The following is a 16358-nucleotide window of genomic DNA, read 5'->3' on the forward strand; positions in this document are numbered from 1 at the left end:
CACTCCTCGTCCGGTGGTGCGCTCAGGGAGCGCAGACCACCTGGTTGTCCGGCTTGTAGGTCCACCGGTCCGCCTCGTCCTTGACGAGCTCGCCGTCCAGGTAGACCTTGCGGTAGTTCGTGATCGAGAACCCGGGGTTGCCCGCCGCCTGCGGCACGCAGTCGGCGCCCGTGTGGGTCACGGTCGTCGGCTGGACGACGTTCGACTTCTGGCTCGCCGTGGTCTCGACCTCGAAGTGCTTCGTGCTCCAGATCGCGACGTGCAGCTCGCCGCCGCCGACCCACGACTGCATGAGCACGCCGTAGGGGGTGTCGTTCTTGAACCGCATGTCGAGCGACCCGACGAAGATCGTCGCCTCGCGGCCCGCCGGGTAGCGCGTGAACCAGTAGCTGTGCTGACGGTGCTCGACGTCCTCGAGACCGGCGAAGAAGCCCGCGTTGTAGGTCGTCGTCGCCATCTGCGACAGGCCGCCACCGACACCCTCGATGTGCTTGCCGTCCTGCACGATGCCGGCCGAGCGGTAGCCGCCGGCGGCCGTGATCGGGGACAGAGCCTCGGTGAGGGAGAACGTCTCCCCGGGCAGGACGAGCGTGCCGTTGACCTTGCTCGCCCCGACGCGCAGGTTCTCCGTGCGCACGGGCTCGCTCGTCAGCGGCGTCGAGAACTCCGAGACCTTCTCCTTGACCCCGAGCGCCTCGAGCGCGGCGACGGACTGCGCGGGATCGCTCTCGACGAGCTCCACCGGAGCGGTCCGGTCGTCGCCGGTCGCGGCGGTCGTGACCGCGGTCGCGATGGCCGCCGGGTCGATGGTCGTGCCCGGCGCACCGCCCTCGATGACCGGGACCCCGTTCGAGAAGACGAAGTGCGCGTCGTCCGGGACGGTGAGCAGGTCGTTCGTGCGGTCGACGACCGCCTGCACGAGCGCGGTGCCGTCGAACGTCAGGGCGAGCGCGCCGTCGGCGGCCGCGTAGGACGCGGTCGCGGCGAGCGTCTCCGCGGGCAGCTCGGGCGACTGGTCGCCCACGGTCACGACGACCGGGGCGGAGACGACCTTCTGCGCCTCGGCGAGCGCCGCGTCCGTCTCCTCCTGGGTGATCTCCGGAGCGACCGGCTCCGTCGCGAGCTCGATCGGGCCGTCGGTGACGAGCCAGCCGGACGCGATCGCGTCCACCGCGGAGTCCATGACGACGGACGCGCCGTCGGTGGCCGGGGTGGCGGTCGGGGCGCCGTCGACGAACTGGACGGTCCCGTCGACCGGCGCGACGTCGAGACCGCCGCGCAGCGCCTCGACCTGCGCGTCGAGCGCGGCCTCGTCGACCGTCACGACCGGCGGCTTCGCCTCGCCCCCGACCAGGTGCTCCCACAGGCGCACGGGGTTCATCGAGAACGCGGTGAGCTCCTCCGCCGTCGCCGCGGCGTCGAACGCGAGCCCGGAGGCCGCGGGGTCGAGCGTCGTCGTGGCGTCCCCGGCCACGAGCGTCACGGGCTCCGCGGCGCGCGGGCCGAGAGCGGCCTCGAGCTCGTCCTGAGCCGCGGTCCGCGTCTTCCCGCCGACGTCCACCCCGGCGACGGTCGTGCCGCTCGGGACCTTGTCCGAGAAGTACCACTGGGCGCCGGTGTACAGGCCGCCGAGCACGAGCACGCCGATCCCGGTCCACATCAGGCCCCGGACCCACCCTCGGCGCGGGCCGTCCTCGTCGAAGCCGTCGAACGGCGACGTCACGCGCTCCTCGTCGGGCGGGACCGGTGGGAACGCACCGACCGCGGTGGCTGCGACAGGCTCGGCCGGCGCAGCGTGCGCGGCGGCGGGTGTGGCGGCCGACCGGGCGGAGACGCGCACCGGGGCGGGCCGCTCCCACGGCGCGACGGCGGGGATGACCTCGGTCCGCTCCGGAGCGGCGGCCGGGACGGCGGCGACGGGGACGGCGGCGACCGGGGCGACAACCCGGTCCAGGACCTCGGTGTCCGACGGCGCGGCGTCGGTCGGCGCCACCTCGCCGGCGGCTGCCTCCTCGGCCGGCACGGTCTCGGCCGGCGCGGTCTCGGCCGGTGCGATGTCGGTCGGCGCGGTCTCGGCCGGTGCGATGTCGGCCGGCGCGGTCTCGGTCGGCGCGGTCTCGGTCGGCGCGGTCTCGGTCGGCGCGGTCTCAGCCGGACCGGGGTCGGCAGGAGCGGACTCCGCAGAGGCGGCCGCAGCAGGCGCAGGCGTCGCCGGGACGGTCTCGCGGAGCCCCGGCTCGGCGTTCTCGGGCTGTGCCTCCGTAGACGTGCCCGAGCCGACGACGGGAACGGCCACGCCCGGCTCGGTCTCGCTCACACCGACCGTAGACGCTGCGGCGGGGGCCGGCGCGGTCGGCGTCGGCTCGGCAGGTGCGGTCGGCTCGGCAGGTGCGGTCGGCTCGACCGAGGGGCTCGGCTCCGCGGCGCTCGCAGGTGCGTCGACCGTCTCCTCCGGCCCGGTGCTCCCGGCGACGGGTCGCTCGGGGTCCGCGCCCTCGTCGGCGGAGCGGACGACGGCAGAGACGTCGGGGTCGAAGGCGAAGACGAGCGGCACGTAGGGCGTGTCGTCGTCCGGGTCCTCGGCTGCCCCGTCGCCCGGCGTCCCGGGTGCGTCGACGCCCGGCTCCTCGCCGTCCGACGTCGGCGTGGCCTGGCCCTCCTCGGCGGTCACGGCCGGCGCGCCGTCGTGCACGCTCTCGACCGGGCTCTCCCCGGACACGTCCCCGGTCTCCGCGTCCTCGTGGGGCTGCGGGGCGACCTGGGCGTCCTCCGTCGGGGCGTCGTCGGTCTCCGCCGGCGCCTGGGTGTCCCGTCCGGCCGCGTCGGCCGGAGCATCGGGAGTGCCGTCCACCGCCGGGTCGGCGGGGGTCGACGGCTCGCCCGCCGGGGGTACCGGTGAGGAGTCCTGAGGCGTGCCGAGAACTTCGTCTCGATCGGTCGGCTGACCCATCCACTGTCTCCGTGACGCGAGGGCGCGCCGAGGCGCGCATGACGACGAGGGGTGCGGTGGCCCGCACCGGGGATTCTATCGGGGCGGATCTACACCTGATGTCCGCTCTGCCCGACCTGACGCTCGTGGAGCGCGACCCGGACGGGCCGCTCGCTGAACCACGAGCGCGGGAGGAACGCGGCGAGCGCGACGACCAGCAGTCCGCCGTAGATCCAGACGTACCCGACGACCTGGCTGGGGACGAGGACGTCACCCCCCGGCCCCGAGAGCGAGAGGAGCTGCACGACGACGACCCAGCCGATCCCGTAGCCGAGAAGGCCGGCGTAGCCGCCCCAGGCTCGCGAGAGCACGCCCGCCGCGAGGACGGCCAGGAGCGCGAGGACGAGCCCGAGGTGCAGCGCCGGCAGGTCGACGACGGGTGCGCGGTGCGCGACCGTGCCGACGAGAGCGACGATCGCCCCGATCAGCGCGCACGCCGCCCCACGACCCACGAGACGTCCGGTGCTGGTTTCCACAGGGAGAGGCTACTGTCCGCGCGCGCCGGAATCCCGAGGACCCGGGAGAGCGGCGCGGGAGGCGGCGTAGAACTCGTGTGAAGGCAGGGGCGCGAGCACGTCGTTGCTCAGGGCGTACCAGCCGGCGAGCGGTACGTCCGTCGGACCCGACGACGCCGCCCCGACGTGCTGCACCTGCGTCGCGTGCGCGCGCAGGGCGCCGAGCACCGCGGCGAGGACCGGCACGACCGGGACGGAGCGGAGCGCAAGGACCGAAGGCCCGTCGCCACGCGCGCGCGGCTCGCCGGGACCGGGAGGCTCCTCGGGCAGGGCGACGGACGGGAGGGGCGCGGCCGGGTCGGGCAGGGTGAGCCCGTCGACGCGGTCGAGCAGCGTCCGGACCTCGGGCCGCGCGTCGAGCGCACGCCGCGCGGACCGCAGCAGCGCGGCGGGCACGACGGCGGTCCAGAGCTCGGGGGTCTCCTCGCCCGCGGCGGCGAGGAGCTCGAGCGCGCGGACCGTGACCTCGTGCGCGCGCACGTGGTCCGGGTGCCCGTAGCCCCCGCCCGCCTCGTACGTCACGACGACGGCCGGTCGCCGCGCCCGCACCACGGCGGCGAGGCGGGACGCCGCCTCGTCGAGCGGGACGCCGACGAACGCTCCCTCGGGGAGTTCGGCCTCCGCCGTCGCGCGCGCGATGCCCGGGGCCGCCCAGGCCATGCCGGAGTCGGTGTACCGGGGCGCGGGGGCGCCGTCCGGCACCTCGCTGCCGGCGCCCGGACCCGGCGCGAGCGGAGCCACCGTGTCCAGGAAGGCGTGGTCGGTGACTCCCAGCGCGGCGAGCGCACGGGCGAGCTCGCCCTCGCGGTGGGCCGCGAGCGCCGGCCCGTCACCCTCGAGGTGCCCCACGCCCGTCGGGTGCGCCGCGGTGTCGATGACCTCGCCGCGCTCACCGCGCGTGCACGTCACGACGGTGACGCGCTCCCCCGCCGCCGCCCAGGTGGCGAGGAGCGCGCCGGTCGCGAGCGTCTCGTCGTCCGGGTGCGCGTGGACGGCGAGCAGCCCGCCGTCGGGCACGACCGGGACGGTGCCGGCGGGCACGACGGCGGGACGGGCGACGGGGTCGACCACGCGAGGGGTCAGGCGCGCTTGGCCCGCGACGTCGCGCGGGCGCGCTCGGTCTGGTCGAGCAGGACCTTGCGGATGCGCACGACCTCGGGGGTGACCTCGACGCACTCGTCCTCGCGCGCGAACTCGAGCGACTCCTCGAGCGTGAGGTGGCGCGGCGGGATGAGGTTCTCGAAGTTGTCGGCCGTCGAGGACCGCATGTTCGTGAGCTTCTTCTCCTTGGTGATGTTCACGTCCATGTCCTCGTTGCGCGAGTTCTCGCCGACGATCATGCCCTCGTAGACCTCCTGCGTGGGGTCGACGAAGAACGAGCCGCGCTCCTGGAGGTTGATCATGGCGAACGGCGTGACCTTGCCGGCGCGGTCCGCGACGAGCGAGCCGGTCGTGCGGGTCTCGATGGGGCCCGCCCACGGCTCGTAGCCCTCGGAGATGGACGACGCGATGCCGGTGCCGCGCGTCTCCGTGAGGAAGCGCGTGCGGAACCCGATGAGCCCGCGCGCGGGGACCATGAACTCCATGCGGATCCAGCCGGTGCCGTGGTTCGACATGGTCTCCATGCGGCCCTTGCGCTGCGCCATGAGCTGCGTGACGGCGCCGAGGTACTCCTCCGGGACGTCGATCGTCATGCGCTCCATCGGCTCGTGCGTCTTGCCGTCGATCGTGCGCGTGACGACCTGCGGCTTGCCGACGGTGAGCTCGAAGCCCTCGCGGCGCATCTGCTCGACGAGGATCGCGAGCGCGAGCTCGCCGCGGCCCTGGACCTCCCAGGCGTCGGGGCGGTCGGTCGGCAGGACGCGCAGCGAGACGTTGCCGACGAGCTCCGAGTCGAGGCGGTCCTTGACCTGGCGCGCGGTGACCTTGTGGCCCTTGCCGCCCTTGCCCGCGAGCGGCGACGTGTTGATCCCGACGGTCATCGAGATCGCCGGGTCGTCGACCGTGATGAGCGGCAGGGGGCGCGGGTCGTCGGGGTCGGTGAGCGTCTCGCCGATCGTGATGTCGGCGATGCCCGCGACGGCGACGATGTCGCCGGGAGCGGCGGAGTCGGTGGGCACGCGGTCGAGCGCCTTGGTCTCGAGGAGCTCGGTGATCTTGACGTTCTGCATCGTGCCGTCGTGGCGCGCCCACGCGACGACCTGGCCCTTGCGCAGGGTCCCGTTGAAGACGCGCAGCAGCGCGAGGCGCCCGAGGAACGGCGACGCGTCGAGGTTCGTGACGTGGGCCTGGAGCGGCGCGCCCTCCTCGAACGTCGGCGCGGGGATCTTCTCGAGGATCGTCGAGAAGAGCGGCTCGAGGTCCTCGTTCGCGGGGAGCTGGCCGTCGAGCGGCTGGTCGAGCGACGCGCGCCCGGCCTTCGCCGACGCGTAGACGACCGGGACGTCGAGGATCGCGTCGAGGTCGAGGTCCGGCACCTCGTCGGCGAGGTCGCTCGCGAGGCCGAGGAGCAGGTCCGTCGCCTCGGCGACGACCTCGGTGATGCGCGAGTCGGGGCGGTCGACCTTGTTGACGACGATGATCACCGGGAGCTTCGCGGCGAGCGCCTTGCGCAGCACGAAGCGCGTCTGCGGGAGCGGGCCCTCGCTCGCGTCGACGAGCAGCACGACGCCGTCCACCATGGACAGGCCGCGCTCGACCTCGCCGCCGAAGTCGGCGTGGCCCGGGGTGTCGATGACGTTGATCGTGATGCCCTCGGGCTCGCCCACCGCGGCCGCCGCGGGACCGGCGTACCGGACCGCGGTGTTCTTCGCGAGGATCGTGATGCCCTTCTCCCGCTCGAGGTCGCCGGAGTCCATGACGCGGTCGTCGACCTGCTGGTGCGCCGAGAAGGCGCCGGACTGCCGCAGCATCGCGTCGACCAGGGTCGTCTTGCCGTGGTCGACGTGGGCGACGATCGCGACGTTGCGCAGGTCGGAGCGCACAGACATGTCAGTTACTCATCTCAGGAGGAGGGGCGGGACGACGCAGCGCGGACGCCTGTCGTGGACAGACACCCCCGCGACACCGCTGCGCGGACGAGCGGGTCGCTCGTCCGGCACGGCAGGAAACGCCGTCGACCGGGCGACGTCCATCCTACAGGGACATGCCCAGTCCACGGCCGTGGCGCCCACCACACGCCATCGGCGCCGCACGGCGAGCCACCGCCCGCCGGCCCGCCGACGACCTACGAGCCGTCGTCGGTGCGCCGAGCGGGGCGCCGGCGCAACGGGGTCCAGCGGTCCGGCGGATCCGGGTAGAGCTCCTCCCACTGCTCCGAGATCGACTCCGAGACGCGCGTCGTCACGTGCTCGGTGAGCGCGGCGCGTGCGGCGCGGCGCTCCGCCCGCAGGAGTGCGGCGTGCTCGGCGCGCAGGGCCTGCACCGTGGACACCGCCATGCCGATCATCACGACGGAGAACGGCAGGGCGATGAGGATCGCGGCGGTCTGCAGCGCGGACAGACCTCCCGCCAGGAGGAGCGCGATCGCAAGGAGACCGGACACGGTCGCCCAGAAGATCCGGCTCCAGGTCGGCGGGTTCGGGTTGCCCCCCGAGGCGAGCATGTCCACGACGAGCGAGCCGGAGTCGGAGGACGTCACGAAGAACACGACGATGAGCACGATCGCGACGACCGAGAGGACCGCCGACAGCGGCAGCCCGTCGAGGAGCTGGAAGAGCGCCGTGTCGGAGTTCACCGCGCCGTCGTCGAGCATGCTCCCCGGCTCCGTGAGCTCGCGCTCGAGCGCGGAGCCGCCGAAGATCGAGAACCACAGCGTGGTCACGATCGTCGGGACGAGCAGCGTGCCGAGGACGAACTCCCGCACCGAGCGGCCCCGCGAGATGCGCGCGATGAAGACGCCGACGAACGGCGCCCAGGAGATCCACCAGCCCCAGTAGAAGATCGTCCACGACGACTGCCACTCGAGCCCTGCAGCGCCCTGGAACGCCGTCGTGTCGAACGTCAGCCGCACGATGTTCTGCAGGTAGTACCCGAGCGACTGGACCCACTCCCGGAGGAGGAAGAGCGTGGGCCCCAGCACGAGGACGACGACGGCCAGCGCGCCGGCGAGCACCATGTTCCCGTTCGACAGCCACTTGATGCCCTTGCCCAGGCCTGAGACGACCGAGAGCGTCGCGATCGCCGTGATCGCCGCGATGAGCCCGATCTGCAGGGCCGTGCTGGGCTGGACCACGTCGAGGTAGCCGAGACCGGCCGAGATCTGCAGGACGCCGAACCCGAGCGACGTCGCGACGCCGAAGACCGTCCCCACGATCGCCACCACGTCGATGACGTTGCCCAGCCAGCCCTTGACGCGGTCGCCGAGGAGTGGCTCGAGCGCCCAGCGGATCGACACCGGGCGGCCCTTGCGGTGGATCGCGTAGGCCAGCGAGAGGCCTGCGACGACGTAGATCGCCCACGCGTGGATCCCCCAGTGCAGGTAGCTCTGCCCCATCGCGGCCTGCGCGAGCATGGCGTCGCTGCCCTCGACGCCCGGCTTGGGCGTCACGTAGTGGGTCAGCGGCTCGGCGACGCCCCAGTACACGAGCCCGATGCCCATGCCCGTCGCGAAGAGCATCGCGAACCACACGGGGAGCCGGAACGTCGGCTCGTCCTCGTCCTTGCCGAGCACGATGTCGCCGAACCGGCTCAGGCCCATCCACAGGGCGAACACGACGAAGCCCGCGACGAGGAGCACGTAGTACCAGCCGAACACCCCGATCACGTCGCGCTGGAGCGTCTCCATGATCTCCGAGACGGCGTCCGTGAAGAGCACCGCGGCGAGGACGAAGAGCAGGATCACCCCGGCCGCCGGGTAGAAGACCGGAGGGAAGGGACGGCCCGAGCGGACGTCGCCTCCCGCCGCCGGGCGTCCGCGGGCCGGACGGTCGTCGGTGGGGCGGTCGGGCGTCTGTCCGTCGCTGGAGGCCATCCCACCAGGCTTGCCGTGCCGGGACGGCACGGCAACCGGAAGATCAGGCGGTCCGCTCCACCACGCGACCGTCGTGGAGCTCGACGACGCGGTCGGCGCGCTGCATGAGGATCGGGTCGTGCGTCGACACGACAGCGGCCACGCCCCGCTCGTGCACGACGTCGCGGATCAGGTCCATCACCGTCGCAGCGGTCCCGGAGTCGAGCTGCCCGGTGGGCTCGTCCGCCACGAGGATCCGCGGCTCGGCGACGAGCGCCCGGGCGATCCCGACCCGCTGCTGCTGGCCGCCGGACAGCTCGTACGGCCGCTGCGCCGCGTGGCCCTCCAGCCCCACCAGGGCGAGCGCCTGCGCGACGCGCTCGCCGCGCTCGCGGGGGTCCACGCCCTGCAGCCGCAGCGGGACCTCGACGTTCTCCGCCGCGGAGAGCACCGGGACGAGCCCGAACGACTGGAACACGTAGCCGATCTCGCGGCGACGGACCTCGAGCACGTCCCGCTCGGGCATGGTGGACAGCTCGCGGTCCCCCGCGAGGTGCACGCTCCCGGCCGTCGGCCGGTCGAGACCGCCGAGGATGTTGAGGAGCGTCGTCTTGCCGGAGCCCGAGGGTCCGCGCACGACCAGCAGCTCCCCCGGGTGCACGACGAGCCCGACGTCGGTCAGGGCGTGCACCGCCGTCGTGCCGTGCCCGAACACACGACCCACGCCCTCGGCACGCAGCACGACGCCCTGCTCCCCGGCGAACCCGGTCGGCGTCGCACCCTGCGTCTCGCTCATCGCTCGCCCTCCTCGCGCGGTGGCGTCGCCCCGCGGTCGTCGCTCGTCCCGTCGTCGTCGGTCACCGGACGGCCGCGGCCGTCCGGCCACACCCCCACGTGGTCCGTCTCGAGGGCGAGCCGCACCCGGTCGCGCAGGTCGAGGCTCGCGACGAAGTCCGGCGGGAGCTGGAGGCGGCCCACGCGGTCGAGCACCGCGAACTCCTCCGCGACGTGCCGCTCGGACCCGTGCTCGTCGACCTCCGTACGGCGCAGGACCTCCGTCGACGTGCGCCCGTCCCGGATCTGCACGGTGCGCAGCACGTGGTCCGACACCGTCGGGTCGTGCGTGACGATGAGCGTCGTGACGCCCAGCTCGGCGTTGACCCCGCGCATCGCCTCGAGCACCTCGACGGACGTCGCCTCGTCGAGCTCGCCGGTCGGCTCGTCCGCGAGCAGGACGCGTGGCGCGTTCGCGACGGCGACGGCGAGCGCCGTGCGCTGCTGCTCCCCGCCGGACATCTGGTCGGGCCGTCGGTCGCGCACGTGACCCACCTCGAGGAGCTCGAGCAGCGCGTCGACCCGCGCACGCCGTTCCCGGGCGCCGAGGTCGCCCGCGAGCGCCAGCGGGACGGCCACGTTCTCGGCCGCGCTGAGGTAGGGCAGGAGGTTACGGCTCGTCTGCTGCCAGACGAACCCCACCGTGTGCCGCTGGTAGCGCACGCGCTCGCGACGTCCCATGGTCAGCAGGTCGGTGCCCGCGACGACGGCCGAGCCGCCGGTCGGGCGGTCGAGCCCCGACAGGATCGTCAGCAGCGTCGACTTGCCCGACCCCGACGCCCCGACGATCGCGACGAGCTCGCCCGGGTCGACCCGCAGGTTCAGCCCCTGCAGCGCCTGCACCTCGACGCCGTCGGCGGAGAAGATCCGCACGAGGTCCTGGCACAGGATGTCCGGCTCCGCCACCGCCCCGGGCACCCGGGCGGACGAGCGCTCGTCGGGTCCCGTGCCGCTCCTCGCCGCGAGCTCCGCGGCCTCGGGTCCGGTCCTGGTCGTCATGTCACCTCTCCTCACCGATGCGCAGCTCCGCTGCGAGGTTGGTCCGCCGGCTCAGGGCGGTGGACGCCGCGACCGCCACGACGACCACGACCACGAACCCGCCCGCGACGAGCCCGAGCAGCGCCGGGTCGACGGCGAGCGACGGCTGGGCGTCGCCTCCCGTGAACGGCGTCAGGTCGACCGCCGCGAGCACGAGCGCCGGCACGGCGAGCCCGAGCAGGGCGCCGACGACGAGCGCTGCGAGCGCCCAGGGGCCGATCTCCCAGGCGACGAGCCCCCGGGTCCCCCGCCGCTCGAGCCCGAGAGTGCGCAGGACGGCGACGAGCCGGTCGCGCGCGGGCGCCCCGATCATGAGCGTCATGACGACCGCGGCGGCGCACAGCAGCCCGGACAGGACGATCGCGACCACGAACGCGCGGTTCATCCCCTGCGCGGCGGGCGAGCCGAGCGCGTCCGCGGAGATCTCGTGCGGACTGGTGATCGCGGACTGCGGCAGGACGTCGGCGACGGCCGCGCGGACCGCGGCGACGTCCGCCCCGTCGTCGAGCGCGAGCAGCGCGACGCGCGGACGGAACGTGACGTCGAGAGCCTCGGCGGCCCGGTCCCGGTCCACGACGACGAAGGCGCGCGGCGCCGAGAGCCCGGGCACCGGACCGCTCGTGGCGAGGACGTCGACCTCGGCCGGCGTGCTCGCGACGAGTGTCACGTCCCGCGCGCCGGCACGGATCGAGAGGGTGTCCGACACCACGACGGGCAGGAGGTCACCCGACGCGCCCAGGCCCTCGGGCAGCCCGGACGCACCGGGGACGTCCGCCTGGACGGCGGCGAGCTCGTCCGCGTCGACGGCGAGCACGGTGACGCGCTCCCCCGAGACGCCGACGCGCAGGGGCAGCTCGCCCGCGTCGGTGACGGTCGCGACCGCGGCGACCCCGTCGACCGCCCGCAGCTCGTCGACGACCTCGTCGTCCATGATCGGCCCGCTGACGCGCACGTCGGCCCCCACCGTGTCCCACGCGAGCGTCTCGACGCCCGACCGCACCGTGGAGTACAGCACGCCGGAGAAGAGGGCGACGGCCACGCCGACGACGAGCGCGAGGGCGGGCACCACGCCGCCCGCGGGATCGCGCACCGCCCGCGCCGCGCCGAGGAACGGCACGAGGTCGCGCCGCGAGCGGAACACGCGCTCGAGCGCACGGACGGGCAGCGGGTACACGCGCAGGACGACGACGCACGTCGCCAGGGCGAGCAGCAGGGGTGCGGCGGCGAGCAGCGGATCGATCCCCGGGGCCGCGGCCGGGACCGCTCCGGCGGCCGCACCGGCCGACGACCCGGACGGGTCGGCGGCCGCGCCGACGGTCACGCCGCGCTGCAGGAGCAGCACGACGGACACGACCGCCGCCGCCACGACGAGCAGCTCGACGAGCCCGCGCCACCGGCTGCGCGTCGTCCCGAGGTCGGCCCGGGTGTCGCGCAGCCCGGCGGGAGACGTCGTGAGCGCGAAGAGAAGCGCGGGGGCGAGCGCGGCCAGCAGGGCGGCCGCGAACGTGCCCGGACCCACGGCTCCGCCACCGTCGGCGGCCGGGACCGCGAGGACCGCCGCTGCGGCACCGATCGCCGCCGCCGGCAGCCCGAGGGCGAGGCCTTCGGCGCTCATCAGCCCGCGCAGCTGGGCACCCGACGCACCGCGCGCCCGCAGGAGCGCGAGCGACGTGCGACGTCGCGACACGACGAGCCGTGCGCCGAGGAGCAGGACGGCGAGCGTGACACCGAGCGGGCCCACCACGACGACGGCAAGGATCGCGGCCGACGCACGCTGCTGGGCGAGCAGCGACGACAGCACGGTCGTCATCTCGCTCGACGGCGTGAGCACGAAGGTCCCGCCCTCGACCACGGGGTGCGGGGTCGCGGTGAAGCCGCGCAGCTGTGCGAGGAGGGGGGCCACCTCGTCGGACTCCACCCCCGCGCCCGTGACGGGGTACCAGACACGCGTCGTCGGGTCGAGGAGGAACGCCTCGTCGGCGGTCGCCGCATCGAGGTACAGCGCGGTCTTCGCGGACCGGCCCATGTTGAGGTCGTCCACGACCTGCGGGGCCGCGGAGTACGGGTTGTTCTGCCAGTAGTCGTCGGTCGGGTCGACGGCCTCGAAGGTCCCCGTCAGCCGCACGGACGTGAGCGCGTCGAGCTCGTGCACGTCACCGACCGACCACCCGAGCACGTCGGCCGCCTCGGCCGAGGCCACGACGTCGAGCACCTGGGGTCCGACGACGCTCACGGACCCGTCGGCGTCGACGGCGGCCGTCCCGTCCTGCGGGTCTGCAGGGGCCGGCGCCTCGACCGGGCCCGGCCACTCCCCCGCGACGAGGGTGACGTGATCGGCCAGGCGCAGGTCGATCTTGAGCGCCCCCGAGGGAAAGCGCACGTCGTTGCCGGCGATCTGCGGGAGGTCGCGCGCATCGTCCTCGATCGTGAACGCCGGGTCGCCCAGCGCGGTGCGCAACGGCTCGGGCTGCGCGTCGCGCAACGTCGTGAGCCCCTGGGCGAACGCGCCCCAGACCTCCTCCGTCTCCGCGTCGAGGCCCGTGCTCCCGCGCGGTTCGGCCGGGCCGAGGTCCGGTCGGGACTGGCTCACGGTGATGACGTCGCGCTGCAGCGGTGTGGACGTCGAGAGGACGTGCTCGACCTGCGCGGTGTTCGTCGCGGCGACCGCGCGCGGCCACGCCGTGACGACGAACGCGACGAGCAGGACCACGACGGCGAGGGCGACCGAGACAGCGCGGTGGGCGGCGAACTGGCGCCACGTCAGGCGCGCGAGCCTCATCGGATCTCCTCCCGGTACTCGGCGTCGAGCGCCTGGGCGCGCACACGCCCCGCCACGACGGCGGCGACCCCGGCGAGCCCGGCGACCAGCACGCCGACGAGCAGGGCCGTGGGTGCGAGGGACGCCTCGAGCGGGACGGGCAGGACGTCCGCCGCGTCGCCGAGCGTGGCACGCGCGAGCGGCGGGACGGTGAGGGCCGCGACGAGCCACCCGGCCAGCACGCCCAGGACCACGGAGGTCCCCGTGACGGCGACCAGCTCGAGCGCCCGCCCCCGGGACTGCGCCCCCGACGGCATGCCGAGCGCGCGCAGCACCATGACCTCGGCGCGGCGAGACCTCAGGAGCGCCAGCGCGACCGCGAGGACGCCCGCGAGCGCGAGCACGACCGCGCCGACCGCCGCGAGCCAGAAGGCGACGCGGACCGGCGCGGACACGTCCGGTCCCACCTCGGCGCCCGCGACGGCGACGGTCGCGTCCGCGCCGCCCTCGTCGCGCGCGAGCGCCAGCGCCGCCGCGGCCAGGTCGTCGCGCGCCGCCGCGTCGCCGGACGCGCCGAGCCACAACTCGTCCGCCCGGGGCACCGCCTGCATGACACGCAGGAGGTGCTGGAGGAGGGTCGCCTGGTCGGCGACGACGGCGGTCCGCTCCACCGCGCCGGGGATCACGTCGACGACCTGCGCGACGCGCACCGGGACGTCGATGCCGGACACCGTGACGACGGACTCGTCCCCGGACGCCAGCTCGTACCGTCCCGCGAGCGGCGCGGGCACGGTCACGGGGACGGACGGCGGTGCCTCGTCGCCGCCGGGGAGGAGCCGCAGCGTGAGCGGCAGCCCGTTCGTGGTGAGGGCGGCCGAGAACCCTGCGGGCTCCGCCCGCTCGATCTCCGCGAGCCCGTCGCGCACGAGCGCGGTCACCGGTTCCCAGCCGCCCTCGAGCTCGACGTGCTCCTCGCCCGCGGGCGCGAGGGCGCGCGCGGCGTCGAGCGTGACCGACGCGCGGCCGGCCATGCCGGGCGTCCCGAGCACGAGGTCGACCGCGGCGAGGCGCCAGGTCCCCGGACCGGGCAGCTCCCCGGTGAGGGTGTGCGTCGTCGGCGTCGACGTCACGTCGGCCGCGACGTCGGGCGCGTAGGTGACGCTCAGCTCGCCGAGCGGCACCTGGTTGAGCGCGCCGGACCCGTCGACCACCCAGGCGACGGCGCGCAGCCCCCGGGCCTGGTGGACGTCGTACCAGTAGTACGGCTGCTCGGGGGTGATCTCGACCGTGGGGGCGACCGACGCGGTGACGTCGAGCGCGAGGCGTTCCGTCCCGTCCGGGAGCGGGACACCCAGGTCGGCCGTGTCGCCACGCAGACCCGCCGTGAGCTCGGCGGGGTCGACCGACGCGACCACGTCGTCCGCCGCGTCGGCGTCGAGCGCGAGGAGGGCGAGCGGGTCCTCCCCCAGCACGCCGGGCACGTCGAGCACGCTCGACGCGCCCGAGGCGCCGTCGAGCGCCGCGTAGTCCGCGACCAGCGGCGGGTTGCTCGTCCCGGCGACCGTCACGGCGCCGTCGGTGACCACGCGCACGTCGGCCCCGGTGCGCAGCTCCGCCACGGAGGTCCGCAGGGACCCGGTCGTCCCGGCGTACGCGCCCGCCAGCGTCCCCGACCCGGCCGCGAGGACGACGAGGACGACCGGCACCGCGACGACGACGAGCCGACGCGCGAGCTGGCGCACCGCGAGCGGAACCGTGAGCCCGCTCCCCCGAGCGGCGAGACGCTCGGCCAGCGACCCGACCGGGCCGAGGACACCGGTGGCCACGATCGCCAGCGCGACGAGCACCGCGGCGGGCGCGAGGACCGCGAGGAGGTCCACCTGGGTCGACGTGCCCGTCACGACGAGCGGCGAGCCGTAGCGCAGGAGCTGCCACAGGCAGAGCCCGGCGACCACGAGCGCGAGCACGAGCGTGCCGGCGGCCGCGACCCGCAGGCGGCCCGAACGGTCCACCTGGCGCAGCCGCGCGACGGCGCGTGCGTGCCACCACGCCACTCCCGTCACGAGCGCGGTCCCGACGACCGCGCCCACCCCCGCCACGACCCACGGGGCGCCTGTAGCCCGCGCCGCCGCGTCGCTCGCAGTGAGGGCGAGCTGGGCCGCACCACCGCCCAGGAGCGCGCCGAGGCCGACGACGACGGCCGCCTCGACCCCTGCCACGACGGTGAGCTGTCGCGTGGACGCGCCGCGCGCGACGAGCAGCCCGGTCTCGCCGGCACGGGTCTGCGCGAGCAGCCGTGCCACCTGGACGAGAGCGACGACGCTCACCACGAGCAGGAGGAGGACCGGGACGAGGGTGACGGCGCTCGCCGCACGCAGCGCGCCCCGCGCCTCGGCGGCGGTCGCCCCGAGCTCACCCGCGACCGTCAGGCCGCGCACGGCGACGGCGTCGTCGTCACGCAGGCCGCCACGCAGCGCGGTCGCCCCGGCGGCGATCTCCGCGAGGTCCGCGGGGTCGACCCGCGTGGCGTCCGGCACGACGGTCCAGCGCACGAAGGGGGTCGTGTCGACGGTGTCGAGCGCCTCGGGCGTCACGACGAGCGGTCCGAGCACGGAGCCGTCGACGCCCCCGACGGAGAGGGGGTCGTCGAACCAGCGGGAGTCGCCCGTGTCCGTGGGACGCCACGTCCCGACGACGGTCAGCTCCGTGCCGGGCTCCGCGCCCGGGTCGGTCTCGGAGCGATCCACGACGACGACGTCACCGGCCACGACGCCGAGGGCGGCCGCGGCGTCGGCCTGCACCGCGGTCTCGTCCGGCGCGGACGGCCAGGCGCCGTCGAGCTCCGCTGCCTCGGGAAGCGCGGGGTCGACCTCGAGGACGGTCCGCACGGGCTCCTCGGCCGCGGACACCCCGCCGTCCGGCGTCTGCACCGCGACCGGCAGGGGCTCGGTGCGCACGGTCCGCTCGACCTCGACGGGGACCCCGGAGAGGTCGCGCGCGACCACCTCCCGCACGCGGGCGTCCTGCGCCTGCGCGTCGGCTGCGACACGGGTCTGGACCTGGACGGCGCGGGCGCTCGGCGTGGCGCTGTCGAGCGCGTCCCGGGCGCCCGCCGTGGCCGACGACTGGACGTAGCCGATCGTCGTCCCTACCGTCGCGACGATGATCGCCGCGAGCAGCAGGATCGTCGTGAGCAGGCCCGTCTGCGCGCGGGAGCGTCGGCGCGCGAGCGCTCGTGCTCTCACCTGCGGCACCCCTCCTCGGGTGGCGTCG

The 16358-nt window shown here is 75.0% G+C and carries 9 protein-coding genes; all 9 read right to left on the reverse strand.

Annotated features, from left to right (window positions below; translation table 11 throughout):
- Positions 1-22: 22 nt before the first annotated feature.
- The gene (locus tag ACZCLJ_RS06645; RefSeq protein ID WP_463105874.1) at positions 23-2950 is read right to left on the reverse strand and encodes a VanW family protein; all 2928 of its coding nucleotides are present in this window, start codon (positions 2948-2950) and stop codon (positions 23-25) included.
- Positions 2951-3039: 89 nt separating this feature from the next.
- Complete coding sequence (locus tag ACZCLJ_RS06650) at positions 3040-3465, reverse strand: DUF6113 family protein (protein WP_251153240.1); 426 nt, start codon at positions 3463-3465, stop codon at positions 3040-3042.
- A 9-nt stretch (positions 3466-3474) separates the two neighbouring features.
- Positions 3475-4575: a PIG-L family deacetylase gene (locus tag ACZCLJ_RS06655; protein ID WP_463105875.1), complete on the reverse strand. Its 1101-nt coding sequence runs from the start codon at positions 4573-4575 to the stop codon at positions 3475-3477.
- An 8-nt stretch (positions 4576-4583) separates the two neighbouring features.
- Positions 4584-6494, reverse strand: coding sequence for a translational GTPase TypA (typA, locus tag ACZCLJ_RS06660; protein WP_251153238.1), 1911 nt, complete (start codon positions 6492-6494; stop codon positions 4584-4586).
- 236 nt (positions 6495-6730) lie between these two features.
- The gene (locus ACZCLJ_RS06665; RefSeq protein ID WP_463105876.1) at positions 6731-8476 is read right to left on the reverse strand and encodes a BCCT family transporter; all 1746 of its coding nucleotides are present in this window, start codon (positions 8474-8476) and stop codon (positions 6731-6733) included.
- A gap of 43 nt (positions 8477-8519) precedes the next feature.
- Positions 8520-9251 (reverse strand): ABC transporter ATP-binding protein, encoded by a 732-nt coding sequence (locus ACZCLJ_RS06670; protein WP_463105877.1) that lies wholly within the window; start codon positions 9249-9251, stop codon positions 8520-8522.
- The gene (locus ACZCLJ_RS06675) at positions 9248-10288 is read right to left on the reverse strand and encodes an ABC transporter ATP-binding protein (RefSeq protein WP_463105878.1); all 1041 of its coding nucleotides are present in this window, start codon (positions 10286-10288) and stop codon (positions 9248-9250) included. Before ACZCLJ_RS06675 ends, ACZCLJ_RS06670 begins: the two co-directional genes overlap by 4 nt.
- A 1-nt stretch (position 10289) precedes the next feature.
- Positions 10290-13106 carry an FtsX-like permease family protein gene (locus ACZCLJ_RS06680; protein ID WP_463105879.1) on the reverse strand — a complete coding sequence of 939 codons (2817 nt, stop codon included), beginning with the start codon at positions 13104-13106 and terminating at the stop codon, positions 10290-10292.
- Positions 13103-16330 (reverse strand): FtsX-like permease family protein, encoded by a 3228-nt coding sequence (locus ACZCLJ_RS06685; protein ID WP_463105880.1) that lies wholly within the window; start codon positions 16328-16330, stop codon positions 13103-13105. Before ACZCLJ_RS06685 ends, ACZCLJ_RS06680 begins: the two co-directional genes overlap by 4 nt.
- Between the last annotated feature and the right edge of the window lie 28 nt (positions 16331-16358).

It is taken from the genome of Cellulosimicrobium sp. So1_17 (genome assembly GCF_055181235.1).